This window comes from Allobosea sp. P1_B10 (assembly GCF_056406735.1).
The window spans coordinates 21,663-40,926 of the sequence record NZ_JBFTZP010000016.1 but is presented as its reverse complement, the minus strand read 5'-3'; the positions used below and the strand labels follow the sequence as shown (position 1 = coordinate 40,926).

The window sequence follows — 19,264 nt, the reverse complement described above, 5'->3', positions numbered from 1 at the left end:
CGCGGCCGGCGGGATTCGCGGCCCTTCGCAATCACGTCGAACGGCGCGGCCGAAATTCGACAACCGTCGAGACATTCTTTGGCCGCCCGGCGCGCCCTTCACATCCTGAAGACGCCGAACCTAGTTTCCGGGATCTCGGCGTTGAGGCAGGCCGAGAAGGCCAACGCCAGCACGCGGCGGGTTTCGGATGGCAGGATAATGCCGTCGTCCCAGAGCCGTGCCGTGGCGTGGTAAGGGGAGCCCTCCTCCTCGTATTTCGAGCGGATCGGCGCCTTGAAGCCCTCCTCCTCCTCGGCGCTCCAGCTCTTGCCGTCGGCCTCGATATTGTCGCGGCGGACAGTCGCCAGCACGCTCGCCGCCTGCTCGCCGCCCATCACCGAGATCCGCGAATTCGGCCAGGTGAACAGGAAGCGCGGGCCGTAGGCACGCCCGCACATGCCGTAATTGCCGGCCCCGAACGAGCCGCCGACCAACACCGTGATCTTCGGCACCTTGGCCGAGGCCACCGCCGTCACCAGCTTGGCACCGTCCTTGGCGATGCCGCGCGTCTCGAAATCGCGCCCCACCATGAAGCCCGTGATGTTCTGCAGGAACAGCAGCGGGATCCGGCGTTGGCAGCAGAGCTCGATGAAATGCGCGCCCTTCAGCGCGCTCTCGGAAAACAGGATGCCGTTATTGGCGATGATGCCGACGGGAATGCCGTGGATACGGGCAAAGCCGGTGATCAGAGTGGTGCCGTAGAGCTTCTTGAACTCGTCGAACTCCGAGCCGTCGACCAACCGGGCGATGACCTCGCGGATATCGTATTGCTTCTTGAGGTCAGTGGGGACGACGGCCTCGAGTTCCTCGGGCGGATAGAGCGGTTCGACGGATTGGGCGATGTCGATATCGGGCCGCTTGACGCTGTTGAGGTTGGCGGCGATCCGGCGCGCGATCGCCAGCGCATGGGTGTCATCGCCGGCGTAGTGGTCGGCGACGCCCGAGAGGCGGGCATGGACATCGGCGCCGCCGAGATCCTCAGCCGAGACGACCTCGCCCGTCGCCGCCTTCACCAGCGGCGGGCCGCCCAGAAAAATAGTGCCCTGATTCTTGACGATAATCGTCTCGTCCGACATCGCGGGGACATAGGCGCCGCCAGCGGTGCAGGAGCCCATCACCACCGCAATCTGCGGGATGCCCGCGGCGGAAAGATTGGCCTGGTTGTAGAAGATCCGGCCGAAGTGCTCGCGATCGGGAAAGACCTCGGTCTGGTGGGGCAGATTGGCGCCGCCGGAATCGACGAGATAGATGCAGGGCAGCCGGTTCTCGGCCGCGATCTCTTGCGCCCGCAGATGCTTCTTCACGGTCATCGGGTAGTAGGTGCCGCCCTTGATGGTGGCGTCGTTGCAGACGACCATCACCTCGCGCCCGGCGACGCGACCGATGCCGGCGATCATGCCCGCCCCGTGAATTTCCTTGTCGTACATCTCGAAGGCGGCGAGCGCGCCGATCTCGAGGAAGGGCGAGCCGGGGTCGAGCAGGCGCAGCACGCGCTCCCGCGGCAGCAGCTTGCCACGCGATGCATGGCGTTCGCGCGACTTGGCATTCCCGCCGAGCGCTGCTGTGCCGCGGCGTTCTCCGAGTTCGCTGCGCAGCGCGTTCCAGGCCTGCGCATTTGCGCGCATCTCTGCGGAGTTTAGATCGACCTTGCTCTCGATGACCGGCACGTCGCGCTCCCCCAAGACCTTGTCGCCTGTCGGAGCGTTATGGACGGCTAAACCGAAGCTGCCAACCGGCGCTCATGCCAAGACGGTGGGCCCGAAAATGCGCTCGAACTCACCGCGCAGGACCTGGTCGACCTCGAGCATCGTCACCGGCAGGCCGAGATCGACGAGCGAGGTCACGCCGAACTCGCTGACGCCGCAGGGCACGATCCCATCGAAATGCGTCAGGTCCGGCTCGACATTCAGCGATATCCCGTGGAACGATACCCAGCGGCGGACCCGGATGCCGATCGCCGCGATCTTGTCTTCGGCGCCGCTATCGCCGCGCCCGGCCCGCTCAGGTCGCCGCACCCAGACGCCGACCCGGTCCTCGCGCCGCTCGCCACGCACATTCATCGCGTCGAGCCCACCGATCAGCCAAGCTTCAAGCGCCGCGACGAAGCGCCGGACGTCCGGATCGCGCCGCTTCAGGTCGAGCATGACATAGGCCACGCGCTGCCCGGGACCGTGATAGGTGAACTGCCCGCCCCGGCCGCTGCGATGCACGGGGAATCGCTCGGGGAGAATCAGGTCCTCGTCCTTAGCCGATGTGCCGGCGGTATAGAGCGGCGGATGCTCGACCAGCCAGACGCGTTCCGGCGCCAGCCCGTCGGCGATCAGCCCTGCGCGCGCCTCCATCTCGGAAACAGCGGCCTCATAGTCGGTCAAACCCTCGGCCACGACCCATTCCACCGGCGCAGAGCCGGGCTCGGGCAGAAACGAAACCGATAACGCCTCGCGCATCTTCACTACGCATTAACCCTGTTTAGCCATCGTTGATTCACCGCAAGCGGCGGGCGTCTCTTGTGCCCGGAATCGGCCGCCAGGCACGTTTCGTTGTTCCAGTTCCAAGTAAGGCTTCGGAGGCACGACTTGAAGGCCGATCTCGATCTCGTTTCCGTCGAACTCACTGTCGTTTTGGGCCAGACCCAGATGCCGATCTACAAATTGCTGCGCATGGGCCGTGGCGCCGTGATCGAGCTGAACGCCACCGAGACTGAAGAAGTCCAAATTCTGGCCAATAACCACCCTTTCGCGAAGGGAAACGTGGTCGTGAGCGGCTCAAAGATTTCCGTCGAGATCACCCAGATGCTGGTCCGCCCGACCGTCTATTCGCTGCAGAGCGTCGCCGCGGCGGCCTGAGCCGCGCATATGAATTCACAGCCATGTCGCATTCTTCGAGAAAGGCCCTTGTGGCGGCGGGATCGTTTTGTTAGATCGGCGTCGCTCCGGACGGAACCGCACAGCGCGGCACGGACGGAGCCGCTGCGGTCATGGCGGAATTGGTAGACGCACTACCTTGAGGTGGTAGCGGGGAGACCCGTGGAGGTTCGAGTCCTCTTGACCGCACCAGTTTTGGGTGCACAACCCTGCAAACGGCGGCCCATACGGGCCGCCGTTTGTGTTTCGGCCGCAGGCGGCGAAACCCGTGCCCTGCGCTCATGCTGCATTGCAAGGTCGGCATCGGGCTGACACAAGGGCCTCACCCCCTTTCCCTCAGAGTCGCGGAGCCGGACCGATGGCGGAAACCGAAACAGCTCCCCCGGAATCGGCCACAGAGGCGGCCGAACTCAGACTTCGCGATGCGAATGGCGAGATCGATTCGGATTTCGTCGAACAGGTTTCGCAGGCGCTGCTGCTGTCGGACCTGACGACGCTGCGCGGTGTCGTTGCCGACATGCACGAGGCCGATCTCGGCGCGCTGCTCGAGGCGCTGGACCCCGAGGAGCGCCCGCGCCTGATCTCGCTGCTTGGCGCCGACTTCGACTTCGCCGCGCTGACCGAGGTCGACGATTCGATTCGCGAGGAGATTCTCGAGGAGCTGTCGCCAAAGGCCGTCGCAGAGGGCGTGCGCGATCTCGACACCGACGATGCCGTCTACATCCTCGAGGACATGGAGGAGGCCGACAAGCAGGAGATCCTCGACCATCTCTCCCCGGCAGAGCGCATCGTCCTGCAGCAGGGCCTGGATTATCCCGAGAACAGCGCCGGCCGGCGCATGCAGAGCGAGATCCTCGCCGTGCCGGCCTTCTGGACCGTCGGCCAGACCATCGATCACCTGCGCCAGACAGAGAACCTGCCCGAACGCTTCTTCGAGGTGCTGGTCGCGGACCCAGCGCATCATTTCGTCGGCTCGGTGCCGCTCGACCGGCTGCTGCGCACGCAGCGCCCCGTTGCGATCGCGACCCTGGTGGACGAAGACAGCCGCGCCGTTCACGCCACGGACGATATCGAGGACGTCGCCCGGCTCTTCCAGCGCTATAATCTGATCGCGAGCCCGGTCATCGACAATGCCGGCCGGCTTGTCGGCGTCCTGACCATCGACGACATCGTCGATGTCATCGAGGACGCGGTCGACGACGACGTCAAGCAACTCGGCGGCGTCAACGCCGACGAAGAATTGTCCGACCCCGTGCCCGAGATCGCGAAAAGCCGGTTCCGCTGGCTGTTCGTCAACCTGGTAACGTCCTTCCTCGCGGCCGCGGTGATGAGCCTGTTCGAGGAGCAGATGCAGAAGCTCGTGGCGCTCGCTATCCTGGCGCCGATTGTGGCCAGCCAAGGCGGCAACGCCTCGACCCAAACCATGACGGTCGCCGTGCGCGCGATCGCCACGCGCGAGCTCGGCGCCTGGAACCTGCGCCGCTTCTTCAATCGCGAGATGATCGTCGGCCTGTTGAACGGCGTCGGCTTCGCCGTGATCACCGGCGTGGTCGCAGCGCTCTGGTTTGGGAGCACGGGGCTGGGCGTCGTCATCGGAATCGCAATGGTGGTCACGCTGATCTCGGCAGCGGCTGCCGGCGTCCTGATTCCGCTCGCGCTCGACAAATGCGGCATCGACCCGGCTATCGCCTCTGGAACCTTCGTCACGACCGTGACCGACGTCGTCGGTTTCTTTTCCTTCCTCGGCATCGCGACGCTGTGGCTCGGGCTCGGCTGAAGACCAAAAGCGCGCGACATCGCGATCCAATTTGGTAACGTAAACCGGACGTCAAGTTTTCTCCCCAATTCTGCGCGAGATGAAAGCCTTGCGTAATTTCCGGCCCCGCTCCTCAGCCCTGCTCGCCGCAGTCGCCTTCGCGCTGCTCGGCGGCTGCGTCGCCATGGAGGGCAACTATCCCCTCAAGGGCGACAACCGCCCTCACCCGGGCGTCGCGGCCGCGAAGAATTACGCGATCCAGGGCATCGACATCTCGCGCTGGCAGGGCGAGATCGACTGGGCTTCGGTGAAGTCGGCAGGCACGCGCTTCGCCTACATGAAGGCCACCGAAGGCGGCGACCACGTCGACCCCTCGTTTCAGCGCAACTGGGACGCAGCGCGCCGCGCCGGCGTCCGCCGCGGCGCCTATCATTTCGTCTATTGGTGCAGGCCTGCCCATGAGCAGGCGGTATGGTTCAAGCAGCACATCCCCAACGACCCGGAAGCCTTGCCACCGGTCCTCGACGTCGAGTGGAACGGACACTCGAAGACCTGCCCGAAGAAGATCGACCGCGCGCTCGCGCTCGAGAAGATTCAGCTCATGCTGACCGAGCTCGAGCAGCTCACGGGCAAGAAGCCAGTCATCTACACCGACATCACCTTCCACAAGGACGTGCTGGAAGGCCAGTTCAACGACTACCCGTACTGGATCCGCTCGACGGCCGCCCTACCCGAGACGCGCTATCACAGCCGCCCCTGGGCATTCTGGCAGTTCACCACCACCGGCCGCGTTCCCGGAATCAGGGGCGATGTCGATCGCAACGCCTTCTTCGGCAGCGAAGAGCAGTTCATCGGCTGGATCAACGGCGAGTTCGATATCGGGACGCGCGGCTGGACCAAGCGCCGCCAGTCTCCGGCACAGCCGAGCCCGAGCATCGTCAACCAGCCCCCCGCCCCGCCGCCAGAGCCGGTCGATCCCGACGCGCCCGTGGCGATTATTCCCGGCGCGCTCAATCCCGTGCCCTCCTCGCTGCATCTGAGCCCGTTCCAGCCCGCCAGGCGCTGACCGGCAGCCAAGGTCACGAGGCCTTCCGACCCTCCAGTGCGAACCCCCGTCGCGTGCCCCGGCCAGCCGGCGCGCGCCTGTCCGACTGGTTACCGCGCCTGGCACCTGCCGACGCCCCGCGGTTAACCAACGCTGAAGCAAGCCGATCGAAAGCCCGCCAAATCTAACCGGGCCTTAACCACGCGGCTTCCATCTGGATCTCGTGATGGAGACGCAAATGCCGACAGCAGCAACTCATTTCAGGCGCAGCATGATGTGCGCGCTTGCGATAGCGGCTGGATATGCCGCGTTTCTTTCGCCGGCGCTGGCACTCTATCCAAAGAAGGGCGATGCCGATCCGCACGCCGGCGTGCGTGAAGCCCGGCGCAGCGTGATCCAGGGCATCGACGTCTCGCGTTGGCAGGGCGAGATCGACTGGGCCAAGGTCAAGGATGCCGGCACCCGCTTCGCCTTCATCAAGGCGACCGAAGGTGGCGACCATCTCGATCCCAATTTCAAGCGCAACTGGGCCGAGGCCAAGAAAGCCGGCGTGCCGCGCGGCGCCTATCATTTTGTCTGGTGGTGCCGTTCGGCCAGGGACCAGGCCCGCTGGATCAAGCGCCATATCCCGCGCGAGGCTGATGCGCTGCCGCCGGTTCTCGACGTCGAATGGCAGAACGGCTCGCAATGCACCCGCAAGATCTCCAAGGATCAGGCGATGGCGAAGATCCAGGAGTTGCTAGCTGCTCTGCACCAGCACACCGGCAAGAAGCCGGTCATCTACACCGACATCAATTTCCACGAGGACGTGTTGGAAGGGGAACTCAACCACCACCCCTACTGGTTGCGCTCGACGGCAGCGCCGCTGAAGCATCGCTATAACCGCGAGAAGTGGGAATTCTGGCAGTTCACGACCACGGGCCGCGTGCCCGGGATCACCGGCGACGTCGATCGTAACGCCTTTTTCGGCTCGGAGCGCGAATTCGCGGCGTGGCGCGAGGGGCGTTTCGACATCGGAACGCGGAAATGGCATGGCGGCGAGCCGAAGGTCGCCAGCCGCAAAGGCCCAGCCACCTCGGCGGGCACGACTGCGCCCAAGGCGGCGGGCGCTGCAGCACTCAGGATGCTGCCACCGGCCCGCATCCCGGGGCGCGCGACGGCCAATCGCGATCCAAATGTAACGGGCTCGCTCGCGGCGCGCGGCGACGACGGCTGAGCCGGCCCCGATCTCCCCGAGCTCCGACAGGCCAGCCGAGGCATTCACACACATCCGGGATCGGCAAGCGACGCGCCTGACAGCGCCCCAAAGCGCGCTATAAAGCTGGAAACGCCTGCCCGCAGTGCAGGCCCATCAGCCGGGAGGCAGACCCATGCTCGCCAACGCGCCGCGCCCGTTCAACTTCGACCTTGGCGAAACCGCCGACGCGATCCGCGACACCGTCCAGGCCTTCGCGCAGGAAAAGATCGCCCCGCGCGCCGAGGAGATCGACCGGACGAACCAGTTCCCGCGCGATCTCTGGCCGCAGATGGGCGCGCTCGGCCTGCACGGCATCACTGTGCCGGAGGCCGATGGCGGTTCTGGGCTCGGCTATCTCGAGCATGTCGTGGCGATCGAGGAGGTTTCGCGCGCCTCGGCCTCGGTCGGCCTGAGCTACGGCGCCCATTCCAACCTTTGCATCAACCAGATCAACCGCAACGGCAACGCGGCCCAGAAGGCCAGATACCTGCCGAAACTGCTCTCGGGCGAGCATGTCGGGGCGCTGGCCATGTCGGAGCCTGGCGCCGGTTCCGACGTCGTCTCGATGAAGACCCGCGCCGAGAAGAAGGGCGACCGCTACGTCCTCACCGGCAACAAGATGTGGATCACGAACGGCCCCATCGCCGAGACGCTGGTCGTCTACGCCAAGACCAACCCGGCTGCCGGCTCGAGGGGCATCACCGCCTTCCTGATCGAAAAGGGCACGAAGGGCTTTTCGACGCATCAGAAGCTCGACAAGCTCGGCATGCGCGGCTCCGACACCTGCGAGCTCGTCTTCCAGGATTGCGAGGTTCCCGAGGAGAACGTGCTCGGCCAGGTCGGGCGCGGCGTCAACGTGCTGATGTCGGGGCTGGACTATGAGCGCGTCGTGCTCTCTGCCGGGCCGCTAGGGATCATGCAGGCGGCGCTGGACGTCGTCATGCCCTATGTCCATGAGCGCAAGCAGTTCGGCCAGTCGATCGGCGAGTTTCAGCTCGTGCAGGGCAAGCTCGCCGACATGTATGTGATGATGAACGCCTGCAAGGCCTATGTTTATGCCGTCGCGAAGGCCTGCGACCGCGGCGAGACGACCCGCGAGGACGCAGCGGGCGCGATCCTGATCTCGGCCGAGAAGGCGACGCAGATCGCGCTCGACGCCATCCAGCTGCTCGGCGGCAACGGCTACATCAACGACTATCCCACGGGGCGCCTGCTACGCGATGCAAAGCTCTACGAGATCGGGGCGGGCACAAGCGAGATCCGCCGCATGCTGATCGGGCGGGAGCTGTTCCAGAAGACGAAGTGAAGGCTGCGGGCCGTCATGCCCGGGCTTGACCCGAGCATCTCGCGACGAGATGGCTCCTGTAACAATGCGCCGGACCTCCCGAGAGATTCTCGGGTCTCCGCCTCGCTCCGCCCGAGAATGACGTGAGGCCCCAATGCCACTCTATTTCGCCTATGGCGCCAACATGGACGTCGCTGCGATGGCGCAGCGCTGCCCGAACTCGAAGCCGCTGGGCCTCGCGCGCCTGCCGCGCCACCGCTTCATCGTCACCACGGATGGCTATGCCTCGGTGATCCGCGATCCGCGTGAGGAGGTGCATGGCGTGCTCTGGGATTGCGCGCTGGGCGATGTCCGGGCGCTCGACAAGTTCGAGGAAATCGCCAGCGGGCTCTACGCCAAGATCAACCAGCCGGTGATCGTGCCCGGCGGCGCCAAGCGGGCACTGGTCTATGTTGGCCGCTCAGGCACGGTCGGTCGGCCGAAGCCCGGCTATCTTGAGGACGTCATCGCGGCAGCAAAACACAGGGCGTTGCCAGACGCTTACATCGCCGCGATGAATCGCTTTCTGAGCAAGCCGACTCTCGATGCGAAAGCGTTGAATCAAAACCTCAAGGCCGATCTGCCGCCCGGTCCGGTGGCGGGCGTGAGGCCGAGAGCACTCGCGCCGAAGTGAGAGGCCGGCGGCGCGTCATGCCGCCAGCCCCTTTGCGAGTTCGTTGACCTGCTTCTCGAACAGCCCGCGATAGGCGCCGTTCTCCCGCTGCAGCAGCGCCTCATGCGGCCCCTCCTCGACCACCCGGCCGCGATCGAAGACCAGGATCCGGTCCATTGCGCGCACCGTCGAAAGCCGGTGCGCAATCACGATCGTGGTGCGGCCTTGCATCAGCCGCTCGATCGCCTGCTGGATCAGCGCCTCTGATTCCGAATCCAGGCTGGAAGTCGCCTCGTCCAGGATCAGGATCGGCGCATCCGCCAGGAAGGCACGGGCCAGCGCCACCCGCTGCCGTTCGCCGCCTGAAAGCTTTACGCCGCGCTCTCCGACCAGCGTGGCGTATCCCTTGGGCAGACGCATGATGAACTCATGCGCATTGGCCAGCCGCGCCGCCTGCTCGATTTCGGCCATGGACGCGCCGGGGCGGCCATAGGCGATGTTCTCCGCCAGCGACCGGTGGAACAGCACCGGCTCCTGCTGCACGATCGCGATCTGCGCGCGCAGCGAAGCCTGCGTCGCGGTGGCGATATCGCGCCCATCGATCGCGATCCGCCCGCTGGTGACGTCATAGAGCCGCTGCACCAGCTTGACGAAGGTCGTCTTGCCCGAACCCGACCGCCCCACGAGACCGACCTTCTCGCCGGCCGCGATCGTCAGCGAGAACTGCCGATAGAGCGGTTCGACATGGCCGCCATAATGGAAGGTCACGTCCTCGAAAGCGATTTCCCCGCCCGCGACGCGCATGGCGCTCGCGCCCTTTCGGTCCGGCACGCCATAGGGCTGGTCATGCATCGCGACCAGTTCCTCCATGTCGTTCACGGACCGCTGGAGGTTGTGCACATGCTGGCCGACATCGCGCAGATAGCCATGCACGACGGCATAGGACGTCAGCACGAAGGCGATATCGCCGGGGCTGGCCTGCCCGCTGGCCCACAGCCAGATCGCCAGCCCGACCACCGAACCGCGCATGAACAGCAGCACGATCTGCTGCGCTGTGCCCGAGATCGTCCCGCGCACCCAGGTCCGACGCGTTCGCAGCGCCCATTTCGCCATCACGCCAGCGATGCGGGCATCCTCTCGCAATTCGCCGCCATAGGCCTTCACGACCGGGTTGCACGAAATCGCATCGGCCAGCACACCGCCGACGCGGGTGTCCCAGCTATTGGCGAGCCGAGCCGCGGGGGCGACATAGTTCAGTGACAGCACCACCGTGATGCCGACATAGGCCAGCGCTCCGGTCATCACGACCAACCCCATCACCGGCCAGTGCCAGGCAAGCAAGACCGTCGTACCAAGCAACACCACCAGCGAGGGCAGGAGCGCGATCAGGATCGTGTCGGTCAGCAGGTCTAGCGCCCACATGCCACGCGTGATCTTGCGCACGGTGGAACCGGCGAAGTTGTTGGCGTGCCAGTCGGTCGAGAACCGCTGCAGGCGTGAAAACGCCTCCTGCGCCGTGTCGCTCATCGTGCGCAGCGTCATCCCGGTGATGCCGATGAAGCCGAGATGGCGGAACAGCACGGCGCAGACGCCAAGGGCGAGCATCGCGGCCAGCGCCCATAGCGCCGCCTCCAGCGCGGCAGCCCCCTGCCCCGCGACGGCATCGACGAGCCGCCCGGCATAGAGCGGCATGAACAGGTCGGCGACAGTGGCCGCCATCATCGAGCCCGCGACGATGCCGACGGCGCGGGGCTGGCGGGCCCAGTGACGGAAAGTGAAGCCGAGAACGGCCCGGAACGGCTCGGGCCGACCGGTCTTTGACTGTTCGGACATAGAATCTTCCGACCCGTGACGGAGTCGACTCCAGAACGGCGAAGACGGCCTATCGGCCTGTCATCCGCGAAGAACATAACGCGATGGAAAGGGGCTCCGGCCGCACCTTCAGGCGGGCCGCGCGCGAACCCGACCTAGCGGCGGGACATTCGCGGGGGAGTGGCGATGATCATGAATTCCATTCAGCCCTCCCTTTCTCGAGTTGGAGCCGGCCCTGATTCCTGGATCAGGGCACCCAAACTGCCGCATCGGAATGTCTCTGGCAAGAGCATGTCGATGCGAAGTTCGCGGAGTGCGGCAGCGACGTCACACAAGTATCGCTGCAGCGCTCACCAGAAGAGCGCGAGCAACCGCACCCCGATTACCAGCGCGAAGGCGAGGATGACGGTTCCGACGATCTGATGGCGCCTTGCGCGATCAGGAAATTGCCTCGCGAGCAGGCGCCCCAGCGGCTTGCGGAACAGGAACGCTATGACGAGCGCGACGATCAGTATGTGGGACAATATGCCAACTCAGCCCTTGTGGCCGCTTTTGCCGCCTTCGCGCGGCGCCGCCGCCTCGAAGGGCGCGCCGGCCTTCTTCCAGGCAGCAAAGCCGCCGGCAATGTGAGCGACGGGCTTCAGCCCCATCTCCTGCGCTACTTCGGCAGCCAGCGCCGAGCGCCAGCCACCGCCACAGAAGAAGACGAATTGCTTGTCGTCCTGGAAAATTGGCTTGGCATAGGGGCTCTCGGGGTCGATCCAGAACTCTAGCATGCCGCGAGGGCAGTGGAAGGCGCCGGCCATGCGCCCGTCCCGCTCGAGTTCGCGGGGGTCGCGCAGGTCGACGAAGACCACATCGTCGCGGCCTTGCAGCGCGCTCGCCTCCGCGACGGAAAGCGTGGTGACCTTGGCCTCGGCCTCGGCGACCAGCGCCTTGTAGCCCTTGGTGATCGTCTGCGGCATGGCGCGCGGCTCCTTAGCGAGTCGGCACCGTGGCGGCGCGCCTGCACCGCGTCAATCCAGCGCTTGCCGCATTCATCGCGGCAAAGCAGAGTCGCGTGCAAAGGAGTTCCGGCATGATCGGATTCGCTACGTTCGACATCGTCGGCTTCATATTCTTCACCGGTTCCTGGATCGGGTACCATTTTGCGGTCGAGATGGGTCCCCACGCCGGCAAAAGCCTGAACATGCGGATGAATCTGCGACGGGCCCGCTGGGTCCGCGAGGCGATGAACCGCGACAACCGCATCGTCGACACCCAGGTGATGACCGGGCTGCAGAATGGCACCGCCTTCTTCGCCTCCACCTCGCTGATCGCGATCGGCGGCTCCCTGTCGCTCCTGCAATCGACCGATCGCGTCGTCGCGATCTTCGCCGACCTGCCCTTCGGCACAGTGACGGCGCGCTCGGCCTGGGAGATGAAGGTCATCGGGCTCGCGGTGATCTTCGGCTACGCCTTCTTCAAGTTTGCCTGGAGCTATCGGCTGTTCAACTACTGCGTCATTCTCATCGGCGCGATGCCTCCCGCCCGCGGTCAGGATGCGCAGGACGCCTCGCGGGCCGTTCACGAGATGACCGAGATGAACATCGCCGCAGGCCGGCATTTCAACCGCGGCCAGCGCGCCTTCTTCTTCGCCCTTGCCTATATGGGTTGGTTCCTGGGCCCCGCGACCTTCATGATCTTCACGGCAGCAGTCCTGGTCGCGATGTATCGCCGTCAGTTCGCCTCCGACGCGTCGCGCGTCTTCAGCCATCCAGGAACGCCTTGACGAATCCCGCTGGCGGGCCTCTTTCGTCGCGATGACAGATCAGACTGAGGCACTCGAATCCGCAATCCTGGCGCTGGTGACCGCGCGCGGGCCCGGCAAGACCATCTCGCCCGCGGATGCGGCGCGCGTTGTCGGGGGCGACCATCCCGATGGCTGGGGTCCGCTGATGCAGCCGCTGCGCCGCGTTGCGGTACGCATGATGAAGGAAGGCCGGCTGGTCATCCTGCGAAAGGGCCACCCGGTCGACCCCGACGATTTCCGCGGCGTCTACCGGCTAGCCCTGCCCGACGAAGAACAGGGTGCTGACAATGACGCCCCTGGAGCGTGACCAGCAGTCATTCCGAGAAGTCCTTTGTTGCGAATGGCTTGGCCGCAGATGCTGAGAGAATCACGGTGCAGCGTTACGGAGCCCTCACGAAGCGGCCTTCAGGCCATGATCGCCCTCAAGGCCCCGGAAACAGCGCGTCGGTATAGCCTGCGAGCCAATAGGCGGCGAGGCCGGCCCATTCCTTGAAGCCGTCATCGGCAATCGAAAGCCCGCGCGGCGCGCGTCCCGAAACCCGGATGAATTTCGAGAGCTCGCGCTCGGTCAGGAAGTCGACCGGAAACGCCTCGACGGCAAAGCCGGCCTTGCGGAAGACACCCATTGCGCGCGGCATGTGCCAGGCCGACGTCACCAGGAGCCAGCGCTCGCCCGGCTTGGGCGCGACGAGATCACGCGTGAAAGTCGCGTTCTCGCGGGTGTTGCGTGACTTGTCTTCCAGGATGATGCGCTGCTGCGGCAGGCCGAGCCCTTCGAACAGCAACCTCGCGCCATCGGCCTCCGTCTTCGTCACCGGCGAGATCAGGTTCGCAGCGCCGCCCGTGAAAACCAGCTTCGCCTGTGGGTGCAACCGCGCCAGTTCGACAGCCTTGGTCATGCGTGCGGCCGCCGTGGTCATGACCACGTCGCCCCGTGCAACGCCGATGGCACCGCCCAGCACGATGATGCCGTCGACCGGCTGCTGCGCGGCGTCCTGCTGCGGAAAGCGGTTTTCCAGCGGCCACATCACAAGGCGAGGCAGCGGACTGAACGCCATCAGGGCGAGAGCGCCAAGGGCTATGACACCAAGCCAGCGCGCTGCACGCGCAAACCGGGTGAAGGACAAGACTGCGGCAAGCAGCGCGAGCAGGATCGCCAGATTGACCGGCGAGACGACGAACCAGACGAGTTTCGACAGAACAAAGAACATCGCCGGGCTCCAGACAGAAGACCGGCATAACCTGCCAAAGCTGACAGGATGCTAACGCCGCTCGGCGCCTTCGTCATCGTATGATCTGCGGCGGCGACTGCGGGCGGCGCTGTGTCGGCCTCGGCATGGCGCGTTGCAGTTCGAGCGCGCGCTGGGCAACCTCGCGCAACTCGCAGCCGGCCTGTCGCCCCATCTGGACGGCCGACGGCTGCGTCGACCGATAGAACGCGCATTTCTGGGCGATATAGCCTTCCCAAGCCAGGTGCAGCGAGGCCAGCCGGCTACGTTGCCCGGCGTCGAGCGGTCGCCCCGTGACCTGCAGGGCCTGGTTCAGCCGCTCGCGCCAGACGGCCTCCTCCCGCCTCGCACAGCCCTGCTCGGCATCGCTGCGATTGACGCCGGCGGCGCGTACGCAGGCCACCGCAACCGCGCCGATGCAGGAGGTCAGGGCCGCACCGCTCTGGCGCAGGCATTCGTCCATTTGCGCACGATCGGCAGTGATCGTCGGGCTCGGCGCCGGCGCCGGCAGGGTCTGCGCGGCAAGCGGCCCGCCCAGCGCGACAGTGATGGCAGAGACGGCAAAGGCGCGGCGGATCATGCTCATCGCCCTCATCATGATCGCCATCGCGGCCGGAGCAAGGCGACGTGTCATCGCGTCACGCGATCGGCAGAGGCAGGGCCGGCCCAGCGGCCGGCCGCGCGGAAATCGTGGCGTACCAGCGCTCGAGATTGGGCCGCCGCGCGCGTGTGACGGGCATGTGCAGCCAACGATGGGCGCCGGGCCCCACGGTGATGTCGGCCATGCCGAAGCGCTCGCCCGCAAGAAAACTGCGGTGCGCCAGATGCGACTCGAGAATATCCATCTTCGCCTCGGCCCTGGCGATCGAAGCTTCGATCACAGCGGTGTCGCGTTGCTCGGGGGCCGTCCGGACCAACCCCCAGAAGGCAGGCGTCATCGCCGGCTGCAACTCCGAGATCATCCAGTCCATCCAGCGGTCCGCCTCGGCGCGCAGCGCGGGATCCTCTTCCCAGATCCAGCCGGCGCCATAGCGCGCCGCGAGATAGCGCACGATGCTGTTGGATTCCCAGATGCAGGTCTCGCCATCCTCGAGCACGGGAACCTGGCCGTTCGGGTTCTTGGCGAGATAGCCCGGCTCGCGATTGCCGCCGAACGCGCCGCCCAGGTCGATCCGCTCGAAAACTTGGCCGACCTCGCCGGCAGCCCAGACCGCCTTCTGCACATTGACGGAGCTTATCCGCCCCCAGATCGTCAGCATGAAAGTCCCATCACTTGTCGTCGCAGGAGCAAGTTTCGAACCGCACGCCGGCGATGGCAAGACCACCAGCCGGCGTCGCGATCATTTGAATTCCATGATCACCGCATCGACGGCGAGCGAATCGCCTTCCTTCGCCAGGATCTTGGCGACGGTAGCGTCCTTCTCGGCGCGAAGTACGTTTTCCATCTTCATGGCCTCGACCATGCAGAGCGCCTCGCCGGCCTTGACCTCCTGGCCAACAGTGACGGAGATCGCCTTCACCAGCCCCGGCATCGGGCAGAGCAGAAATTTTCCGGTATCGGCCGCGACCTTCTCCGGCATCAGCGCCGCGAGTTCGGCCTCGCGCACCGTGTAGACGTGAGCGTTCGCATAGGCGCCGGCATGGCCGAGCGAGACGCCATTAAGGATCGACCGCACTTGCGCCGCGACTGTGACCCCGTCCAGCGTACCGCGCCAGACCGGCTCGCCCGGCATCCATTCGCTTGCCACCATGATGCTCCGCGCGCCGAAGGCGATGATCACCGCCCCGCCCTGCTCCGTGACCTCACCCTCGAAGCGCTCGCCGCCGAGCGCGACGATGCGCGTGCGGTCAAAGGCGACCTTGCGCCAGCCCTGCATCTGCGCCGAGACGTGACGCTTGCGCTGGTTCATGCGGTGGTCGCAGGCGATTGCGATCGCCGCCATGCGCAGCGCGATCTCACCGTTGGGCTGCGGCAGCGCAAAACCTTCCGGGAACTCCTCGGCGATGAAGCCGGTCGACAGGTCGCCTGCGATCCAGCGTGGATGGTGCATCAGTGCCGAGACGAACGGAATGTTGTGGCGGATGCCGTCGATCGCGAAGGCGTCCAGGGCCCGGCCCTGCGCCTCGATCGCCGCGGCGCGCGTCGGTGCATGCGTGACGAGCTTGGCGATCATCGGGTCGTAATAGATCGAGATCTCGCCGCCTTCGAACACGCCGGTGTCGTTGCGAACCGTGGCCTCGCCGTCGGGTCCCTCCGCCGGAGGGCGATAGGTCACGAGCCTGCCGGTCGACGGCAGGAAGTTACGCGTCGGGTCCTCGGCATAGACGCGGGATTCGACCGCCCACCCGTTCAGCTTCACGTCGGCTTGGGTGAGACGCAGCTTCTCGCCATAGGCGACCCGGATCATCTCCTCGACGAGATCGACGCCGGTGATCATCTCGGTGACGGGATGCTCGACCTGGAGGCGCGTATTCATCTCCAGGAAGTAGAACGACTTGTCCTGGCCGGCGACGAATTCGACGGTACCGGCCGAATCGTAGTTCACGGCCTTGGCCAGCGCGACCGCCTGCTCGCCCATCTTCCGGCGCGTCGCCTCGTCGAGCAGGGGCGACGGCGCCTCCTCCACGACCTTTTGGTTGCGGCGCTGGATCGAGCATTCGCGCTCGCCAAGATAGATAACGTTGCCGTGCTTGTCGCCAAGCACCTGGATTTCGATGTGGCGGGGGTCGACGATGAATTTTTCTACGAAGACGCGGTCATCACCGAAGGAGGACGCCGCTTCCGACTTGGCGCGGGCAAAGCCTTCAGCCACCTCGGCCGAGGAATGTGCGATGCGCATGCCCTTGCCGCCGCCGCCGGCCGAGGCCTTGATCATCACGGGATAGCCGATGCCGTCGGCAATCTCGACGGCATGCTCTGGACTTTCGATGATGCCCAGATGCCCAGGCACGGTCGAGACATTGGCGGCCGCCGCCGCCTTCTTCGATTCGATCTTGTCGCCCATCGCGGCGATGGCGCCCGGATTGGGACCGATGAAGACGATGCCGTTGTCTTTGAGCGCCTGCGCAAAAGCCTCGCGCTCGGACAGGAATCCGTAACCGGGATGCACGGCCTGCGCGCCGGTCGCCTTGCAGGCCTCGACGATTTTGTCGATCAGCAGATAGGACTGCGCGGCGGCGGCAGGGCCGATATGCACGGCCTCGTCGGCCATCTCCACATGGAGCGCGTCACGATCGGCGTCCGAATACACCGCGACCGTCGCGATACCCATGCGGCGGGCCGTCTTGATGACGCGGCAGGCGATCTCGCCACGGTTCGCGATCAGGATCTTCGTGAACATGCGTCGCGTCTCCCGGCAATTTCAGACCAATGTCGTAGCCGGGGTTCTGGTGGACGCCGCAGCCGGCATCCATTGAGGCAAAACTTCGCCCTCTTGCAAGCGGCTTTCGCCCCTCGCCTCAGCTCGCGAGCAGCATGCGCTCCTGGCGAAAGCTGTGCTGCTTCTGCGAACCGCGCTGGAGGGCAAAGCCCAGCAGGGTTTCGTCGCAGCGTTCAGCCTCGCGCACGATCTCGAATGCGATGCGCTTGGCGGTCGTGGTCGGGCCCTCGCCGGCGCTCAGGGTCGACAGCAGCCAATGCGCCTTGTCGCGATCGACAATGCCGGTCGGACGGCACTCCCAGACCGCATGATCGACGGTCAGTGCGACGAGATAATCAGCGAAGGCGGCGCAGCTCTCAGGCAGGGCCCGATCGAGCGCGACCAGAACATCGACGATCTCGCGCGTCATCAGCTCGTCGACCAAGATCTCGCGCTGAAGCATCTTGACGTCTTCATCGCTGATCACCTGGCAATCCATCACGCGATCTACGAATTCACGAAGTTCATGACCAATCATGGCTTAACCCCTGGCCGGCTTTGTTATGTGCCGGCATGTCCCTGTTGCAGGAACACCATGGGACCCGACCTGCCATCAGGTGGTTAATTCGCAAATCTGAACGGTTATTCAGGTAAACCGGGTCTGACGCGACGTGGTTGCGAGGATGTTACTGCGATCGGCTTCCGGCTGCTGCGCCGGTCGCCAGAGACGTAACCGCCTCCCGGGGAGAGGCCGCCCCCAGCGCTGTGGGCTTCTTCGTTATTAGGCGCGACAAGGCACTCCAGCGAGCGCCAGCGCTCTACATCGTGCTGGAGTGCTTTGCTGCGCTCGCAGTGACGACGAGACGAGCTAATGCGCGGTCACACCGACCGCGCGGCAACGATCTTGTCGATGACCGCCGGAAGCTCGGCGGCAGAACCCAGGACGTGCTGAGCGCCCAGCGCGACCAGGCGCGAGACCGGCTGGAACCCCCAGGATACGGCGACGGGAACGACGCCGGCAGCCACCGCCATCTCCACGTCGAAGGACGAATCCCCGACCATCACCGCACGTTCTGGCCGCACGCCCGCCTCGCTCATGGCGCGCAGGATCATGCCTGGATGCGGCTTCGAAGGCGCGTCGTCGGCAGTCTGGACCGTGGCGAACAGCTTCCCCCAGCCATGGCGGTCGACAAGGTATTCGACGCCGCGACGCGACTTGCCCGTCGCAATCCCGAGCTTCATGTCGGGTCGGCGGGACAGTTCAGCCAACATATCGGCGACGCCGGGGTACAGCGGCTCGTCGAGCGCAGGATCGGTCTCGGCCTGCCGCCGCATCGCCCCGAACACGTCTTTGTAGGTCTGCGTCAGCACCTCATCGGGCGTATCCAGACCGGCCAGTTGCATCAGAGCGATGCCCAGCGTCAGCCCGACAATGCCGAGCCCCGCATCGCGCCCGGGATGCACGAGCCCGCAGCGACGAAACGCTTCATACTGGGCGCCGAGAATGATCGCCTCGGAGTCGATCAGAGTGCCGTCGAGGTCGAAGATCACTAGATTCATGACGGCGCTGTAACCCAGATCGCGGCGACCAGCCACCACACACCGGACATGCACGGCAAACGCCGGAAGCGCGCCGGAGCGGACTTATCAGGACTTTGCCTCGCGGGTGCAGGTCTCTATCGCCTTGCGGAGCTCCGCCCCTTCGAGCCCCTTGTCGCGCGCCTCCTTGCGGCATTCCCCGCGCGCTGCAAGATCGGGCCGCTTGACGTTGAAGCACGCGACCAGCGCCGTCGTCCTGGCCGATCCGCTCAAGGACTTGCCATCGCTTTCATCTTTGCAGGCGCTGCGCGCCGCGACGGCGGTGGGCTTTCCATCGCGCGTCAGCCCGTCGCGCGCATAGAGCTGCACGCCTGGAAACTTGCCCTGGATGCACTCCCGCATCGCCGCGCGCAGATCGGTGCCGGAAAGCGCGACATTGTCGGCTAGGCAGTCCTGACGCGCCTTCGCACGCACGGCGCGCGGCACGGGTTCATCAGCGTTCGACGCAGCGGCGGCGGCCGGCAAGACATTGGGCGTCTGTGCCATGGCGGAAGCGCCAAGGCACAGTGATAAAGACAGGCCAGCGAGCAGAACGGCAAAACGCGTCATCGGAGCACCTGCGTCGGAGTGTTGGGAACAAAATTAGAACACAGTC

At 65.5% G+C, this 19,264-nt stretch carries 20 protein-coding genes and 1 tRNA gene; 9 read left to right on the top strand and 12 right to left on the bottom strand.

The annotated features are described in order from the left end of the window. Window positions 1–98 precede the first annotated feature (98 nt). Window positions 99–1,664 carry a carboxyl transferase domain-containing protein gene (locus AC1D2L_RS23035; RefSeq protein WP_476848274.1) on the bottom strand — a complete coding sequence of 522 codons (1,566 nt, stop codon included), beginning with the start codon at window positions 1,662–1,664 and terminating at the stop codon, window positions 99–101. A gap of 114 nt (window positions 1,665–1,778) precedes the next feature. Further along, a complete protein-coding gene (gene lipB / locus AC1D2L_RS23030; RefSeq protein ID WP_476848233.1) occupies window positions 1,779–2,486 on the bottom strand; it encodes a lipoyl(octanoyl) transferase LipB in 708 nt (235 codons plus the stop codon). Window positions 2,487–2,615: 129 nt separating this feature from the next. Here lipB and AC1D2L_RS23025 point away from each other — a divergent pair, with 129 nt between their 5' ends. The 7 genes from AC1D2L_RS23025 to AC1D2L_RS22995 all read left to right on the top strand — a co-directional run bounded on the left by AC1D2L_RS23025 (window position 2,616) and on the right by AC1D2L_RS22995 (window position 8,899). Further along, on the top strand, window positions 2,616–2,885 hold the full coding sequence (locus AC1D2L_RS23025) for a FliM/FliN family flagellar motor switch protein (protein WP_476848232.1): 270 nt from the start codon (window positions 2,616–2,618) through the stop codon (window positions 2,883–2,885). A 125-nt stretch (window positions 2,886–3,010) separates the two neighbouring features. Next, window positions 3,011–3,095, top strand: a tRNA-Leu gene (locus tag AC1D2L_RS23020). A 166-nt stretch (window positions 3,096–3,261) separates the two neighbouring features. Next, the gene (gene mgtE / locus AC1D2L_RS23015; protein ID WP_476848231.1) at window positions 3,262–4,680 is read left to right on the top strand and encodes a magnesium transporter; all 1,419 of its coding nucleotides are present in this window, start codon (window positions 3,262–3,264) and stop codon (window positions 4,678–4,680) included. 79 nt (window positions 4,681–4,759) lie between these two features. Continuing rightward, on the top strand, window positions 4,760–5,725 hold the full coding sequence (locus AC1D2L_RS23010) for a glycoside hydrolase family 25 protein (protein ID WP_476848230.1): 966 nt from the start codon (window positions 4,760–4,762) through the stop codon (window positions 5,723–5,725). A 217-nt stretch (window positions 5,726–5,942) separates the two neighbouring features. Then, window positions 5,943–6,920, top strand: a complete 978-nt coding sequence (locus AC1D2L_RS23005) for a glycoside hydrolase family 25 protein (RefSeq protein ID WP_476848229.1) — start codon at window positions 5,943–5,945, stop codon at window positions 6,918–6,920. Between the two features lie 154 nt (window positions 6,921–7,074). Then, a complete protein-coding gene (locus AC1D2L_RS23000; protein WP_476848228.1) occupies window positions 7,075–8,247 on the top strand; it encodes an isovaleryl-CoA dehydrogenase in 1,173 nt (390 codons plus the stop codon). 133 nt (window positions 8,248–8,380) lie between these two features. Beyond that, complete coding sequence (locus AC1D2L_RS22995) at window positions 8,381–8,899, top strand: gamma-glutamylcyclotransferase family protein (protein WP_476848227.1); 519 nt, start codon at window positions 8,381–8,383, stop codon at window positions 8,897–8,899. 15 nt (window positions 8,900–8,914) lie between these two features. On the opposite strand, the gene AC1D2L_RS22990 is transcribed toward AC1D2L_RS22995, so the two are convergent. The 3 genes from AC1D2L_RS22990 to AC1D2L_RS22980 all read right to left on the bottom strand — a co-directional run bounded on the left by AC1D2L_RS22990 (window position 8,915) and on the right by AC1D2L_RS22980 (window position 11,655). Next, complete coding sequence (locus tag AC1D2L_RS22990) at window positions 8,915–10,711, bottom strand: ABC transporter ATP-binding protein (protein WP_476848226.1); 1,797 nt, start codon at window positions 10,709–10,711, stop codon at window positions 8,915–8,917. Window positions 10,712–11,040: 329 nt separating this feature from the next. Next, window positions 11,041–11,214, bottom strand: coding sequence for a hypothetical protein (locus AC1D2L_RS22985; RefSeq protein ID WP_476848225.1), 174 nt, complete (start codon window positions 11,212–11,214; stop codon window positions 11,041–11,043). Between the two features lie 9 nt (window positions 11,215–11,223). After that, the gene (locus tag AC1D2L_RS22980) at window positions 11,224–11,655 is read right to left on the bottom strand and encodes a rhodanese-like domain-containing protein (RefSeq protein WP_476848224.1); all 432 of its coding nucleotides are present in this window, start codon (window positions 11,653–11,655) and stop codon (window positions 11,224–11,226) included. Window positions 11,656–11,768: 113 nt separating this feature from the next. On the opposite strand from AC1D2L_RS22980, the gene AC1D2L_RS22975 reads away from it, so the two are divergent. Continuing rightward, on the top strand, window positions 11,769–12,461 hold the full coding sequence (locus AC1D2L_RS22975; RefSeq protein WP_476848223.1) for a DUF599 domain-containing protein: 693 nt from the start codon (window positions 11,769–11,771) through the stop codon (window positions 12,459–12,461). Between the two features lie 31 nt (window positions 12,462–12,492). Continuing rightward, on the top strand, window positions 12,493–12,789 hold the full coding sequence (locus tag AC1D2L_RS22970) for a DUF3253 domain-containing protein (RefSeq protein WP_476848222.1): 297 nt from the start codon (window positions 12,493–12,495) through the stop codon (window positions 12,787–12,789). Window positions 12,790–12,904: 115 nt separating this feature from the next. Here the strand turns inward: AC1D2L_RS22970 and AC1D2L_RS22965 are convergent, their stop codons facing one another. From AC1D2L_RS22965 to AC1D2L_RS22935, 7 genes are all read right to left on the bottom strand, one after another. Continuing rightward, window positions 12,905–13,693, bottom strand: coding sequence for a YdcF family protein (locus tag AC1D2L_RS22965; RefSeq protein WP_476848221.1), 789 nt, complete (start codon window positions 13,691–13,693; stop codon window positions 12,905–12,907). A gap of 73 nt (window positions 13,694–13,766) precedes the next feature. After that, entirely contained in the window at window positions 13,767–14,345 is a 579-nt protein-coding gene (locus AC1D2L_RS22960; protein WP_476848220.1) for a lysozyme inhibitor LprI family protein, read from the bottom strand. 4 nt (window positions 14,346–14,349) lie between these two features. Further along, entirely contained in the window at window positions 14,350–14,970 is a 621-nt protein-coding gene (locus tag AC1D2L_RS22955) for a glutathione S-transferase family protein (RefSeq protein WP_476848219.1), read from the bottom strand. Between the two features lie 81 nt (window positions 14,971–15,051). Further along, window positions 15,052–17,052: an acetyl-CoA carboxylase biotin carboxylase subunit gene (locus tag AC1D2L_RS22950; protein ID WP_476848218.1), complete on the bottom strand. Its 2,001-nt coding sequence runs from the start codon at window positions 17,050–17,052 to the stop codon at window positions 15,052–15,054. A 118-nt stretch (window positions 17,053–17,170) separates the two neighbouring features. Next, complete coding sequence (locus tag AC1D2L_RS22945; RefSeq protein ID WP_476848217.1) at window positions 17,171–17,557, bottom strand: hypothetical protein; 387 nt, start codon at window positions 17,555–17,557, stop codon at window positions 17,171–17,173. Between the two features lie 392 nt (window positions 17,558–17,949). After that, a complete protein-coding gene (locus AC1D2L_RS22940) occupies window positions 17,950–18,630 on the bottom strand; it encodes an HAD-IA family hydrolase (protein WP_476848273.1) in 681 nt (226 codons plus the stop codon). Between the two features lie 87 nt (window positions 18,631–18,717). Next, a complete protein-coding gene (locus AC1D2L_RS22935; protein ID WP_476848216.1) occupies window positions 18,718–19,134 on the bottom strand; it encodes a hypothetical protein in 417 nt (138 codons plus the stop codon). Window positions 19,135–19,264 lie beyond the last annotated feature (130 nt).

Bases quoted from the DNA above. Each gene is read 5' to 3' on its own strand.
- AC1D2L_RS22990 (WP_476848226.1), bottom strand. From the start codon at position 10,711: ATGTCCGAACAGTCAAAGACCGGTCGGCCCGAGCCGTTCCGGGCCGTT.
- AC1D2L_RS22940 (WP_476848273.1), bottom strand. From the start codon at position 18,630: ATGAATCTAGTGATCTTCGACCTCGACGGCACTCTGATCGACTCCGAG.
- AC1D2L_RS22970 (WP_476848222.1), top strand. From the start codon at position 12,493: ATGACAGATCAGACTGAGGCACTCGAATCCGCAATCCTGGCGCTGGTG.
- AC1D2L_RS22965 (WP_476848221.1), bottom strand. From the start codon at position 13,693: ATGTTCTTTGTTCTGTCGAAACTCGTCTGGTTCGTCGTCTCGCCGGTC.
- AC1D2L_RS23000 (WP_476848228.1), top strand. From the start codon at position 7,075: ATGCTCGCCAACGCGCCGCGCCCGTTCAACTTCGACCTTGGCGAAACC.
- mgtE (WP_476848231.1), top strand. From the start codon at position 3,262: ATGGCGGAAACCGAAACAGCTCCCCCGGAATCGGCCACAGAGGCGGCC.
- AC1D2L_RS22995 (WP_476848227.1), top strand. From the start codon at position 8,381: ATGCCACTCTATTTCGCCTATGGCGCCAACATGGACGTCGCTGCGATG.
- AC1D2L_RS22980 (WP_476848224.1), bottom strand. From the start codon at position 11,655: ATGCCGCAGACGATCACCAAGGGCTACAAGGCGCTGGTCGCCGAGGCC.
- AC1D2L_RS22950 (WP_476848218.1), bottom strand. From the start codon at position 17,052: ATGTTCACGAAGATCCTGATCGCGAACCGTGGCGAGATCGCCTGCCGC.
- AC1D2L_RS23010 (WP_476848230.1), top strand. From the start codon at position 4,760: ATGAAAGCCTTGCGTAATTTCCGGCCCCGCTCCTCAGCCCTGCTCGCC.
- AC1D2L_RS22960 (WP_476848220.1), bottom strand. From the start codon at position 14,345: ATGACACGTCGCCTTGCTCCGGCCGCGATGGCGATCATGATGAGGGCG.
- lipB (WP_476848233.1), bottom strand. From the start codon at position 2,486: ATGCGCGAGGCGTTATCGGTTTCGTTTCTGCCCGAGCCCGGCTCTGCG.
- AC1D2L_RS22975 (WP_476848223.1), top strand. From the start codon at position 11,769: ATGATCGGATTCGCTACGTTCGACATCGTCGGCTTCATATTCTTCACC.
- AC1D2L_RS23035 (WP_476848274.1), bottom strand. From the start codon at position 1,664: ATGCGCGCAAATGCGCAGGCCTGGAACGCGCTGCGCAGCGAACTCGGA.
- AC1D2L_RS23005 (WP_476848229.1), top strand. From the start codon at position 5,943: ATGCCGACAGCAGCAACTCATTTCAGGCGCAGCATGATGTGCGCGCTT.
- AC1D2L_RS22955 (WP_476848219.1), bottom strand. From the start codon at position 14,970: ATGCTGACGATCTGGGGGCGGATAAGCTCCGTCAATGTGCAGAAGGCG.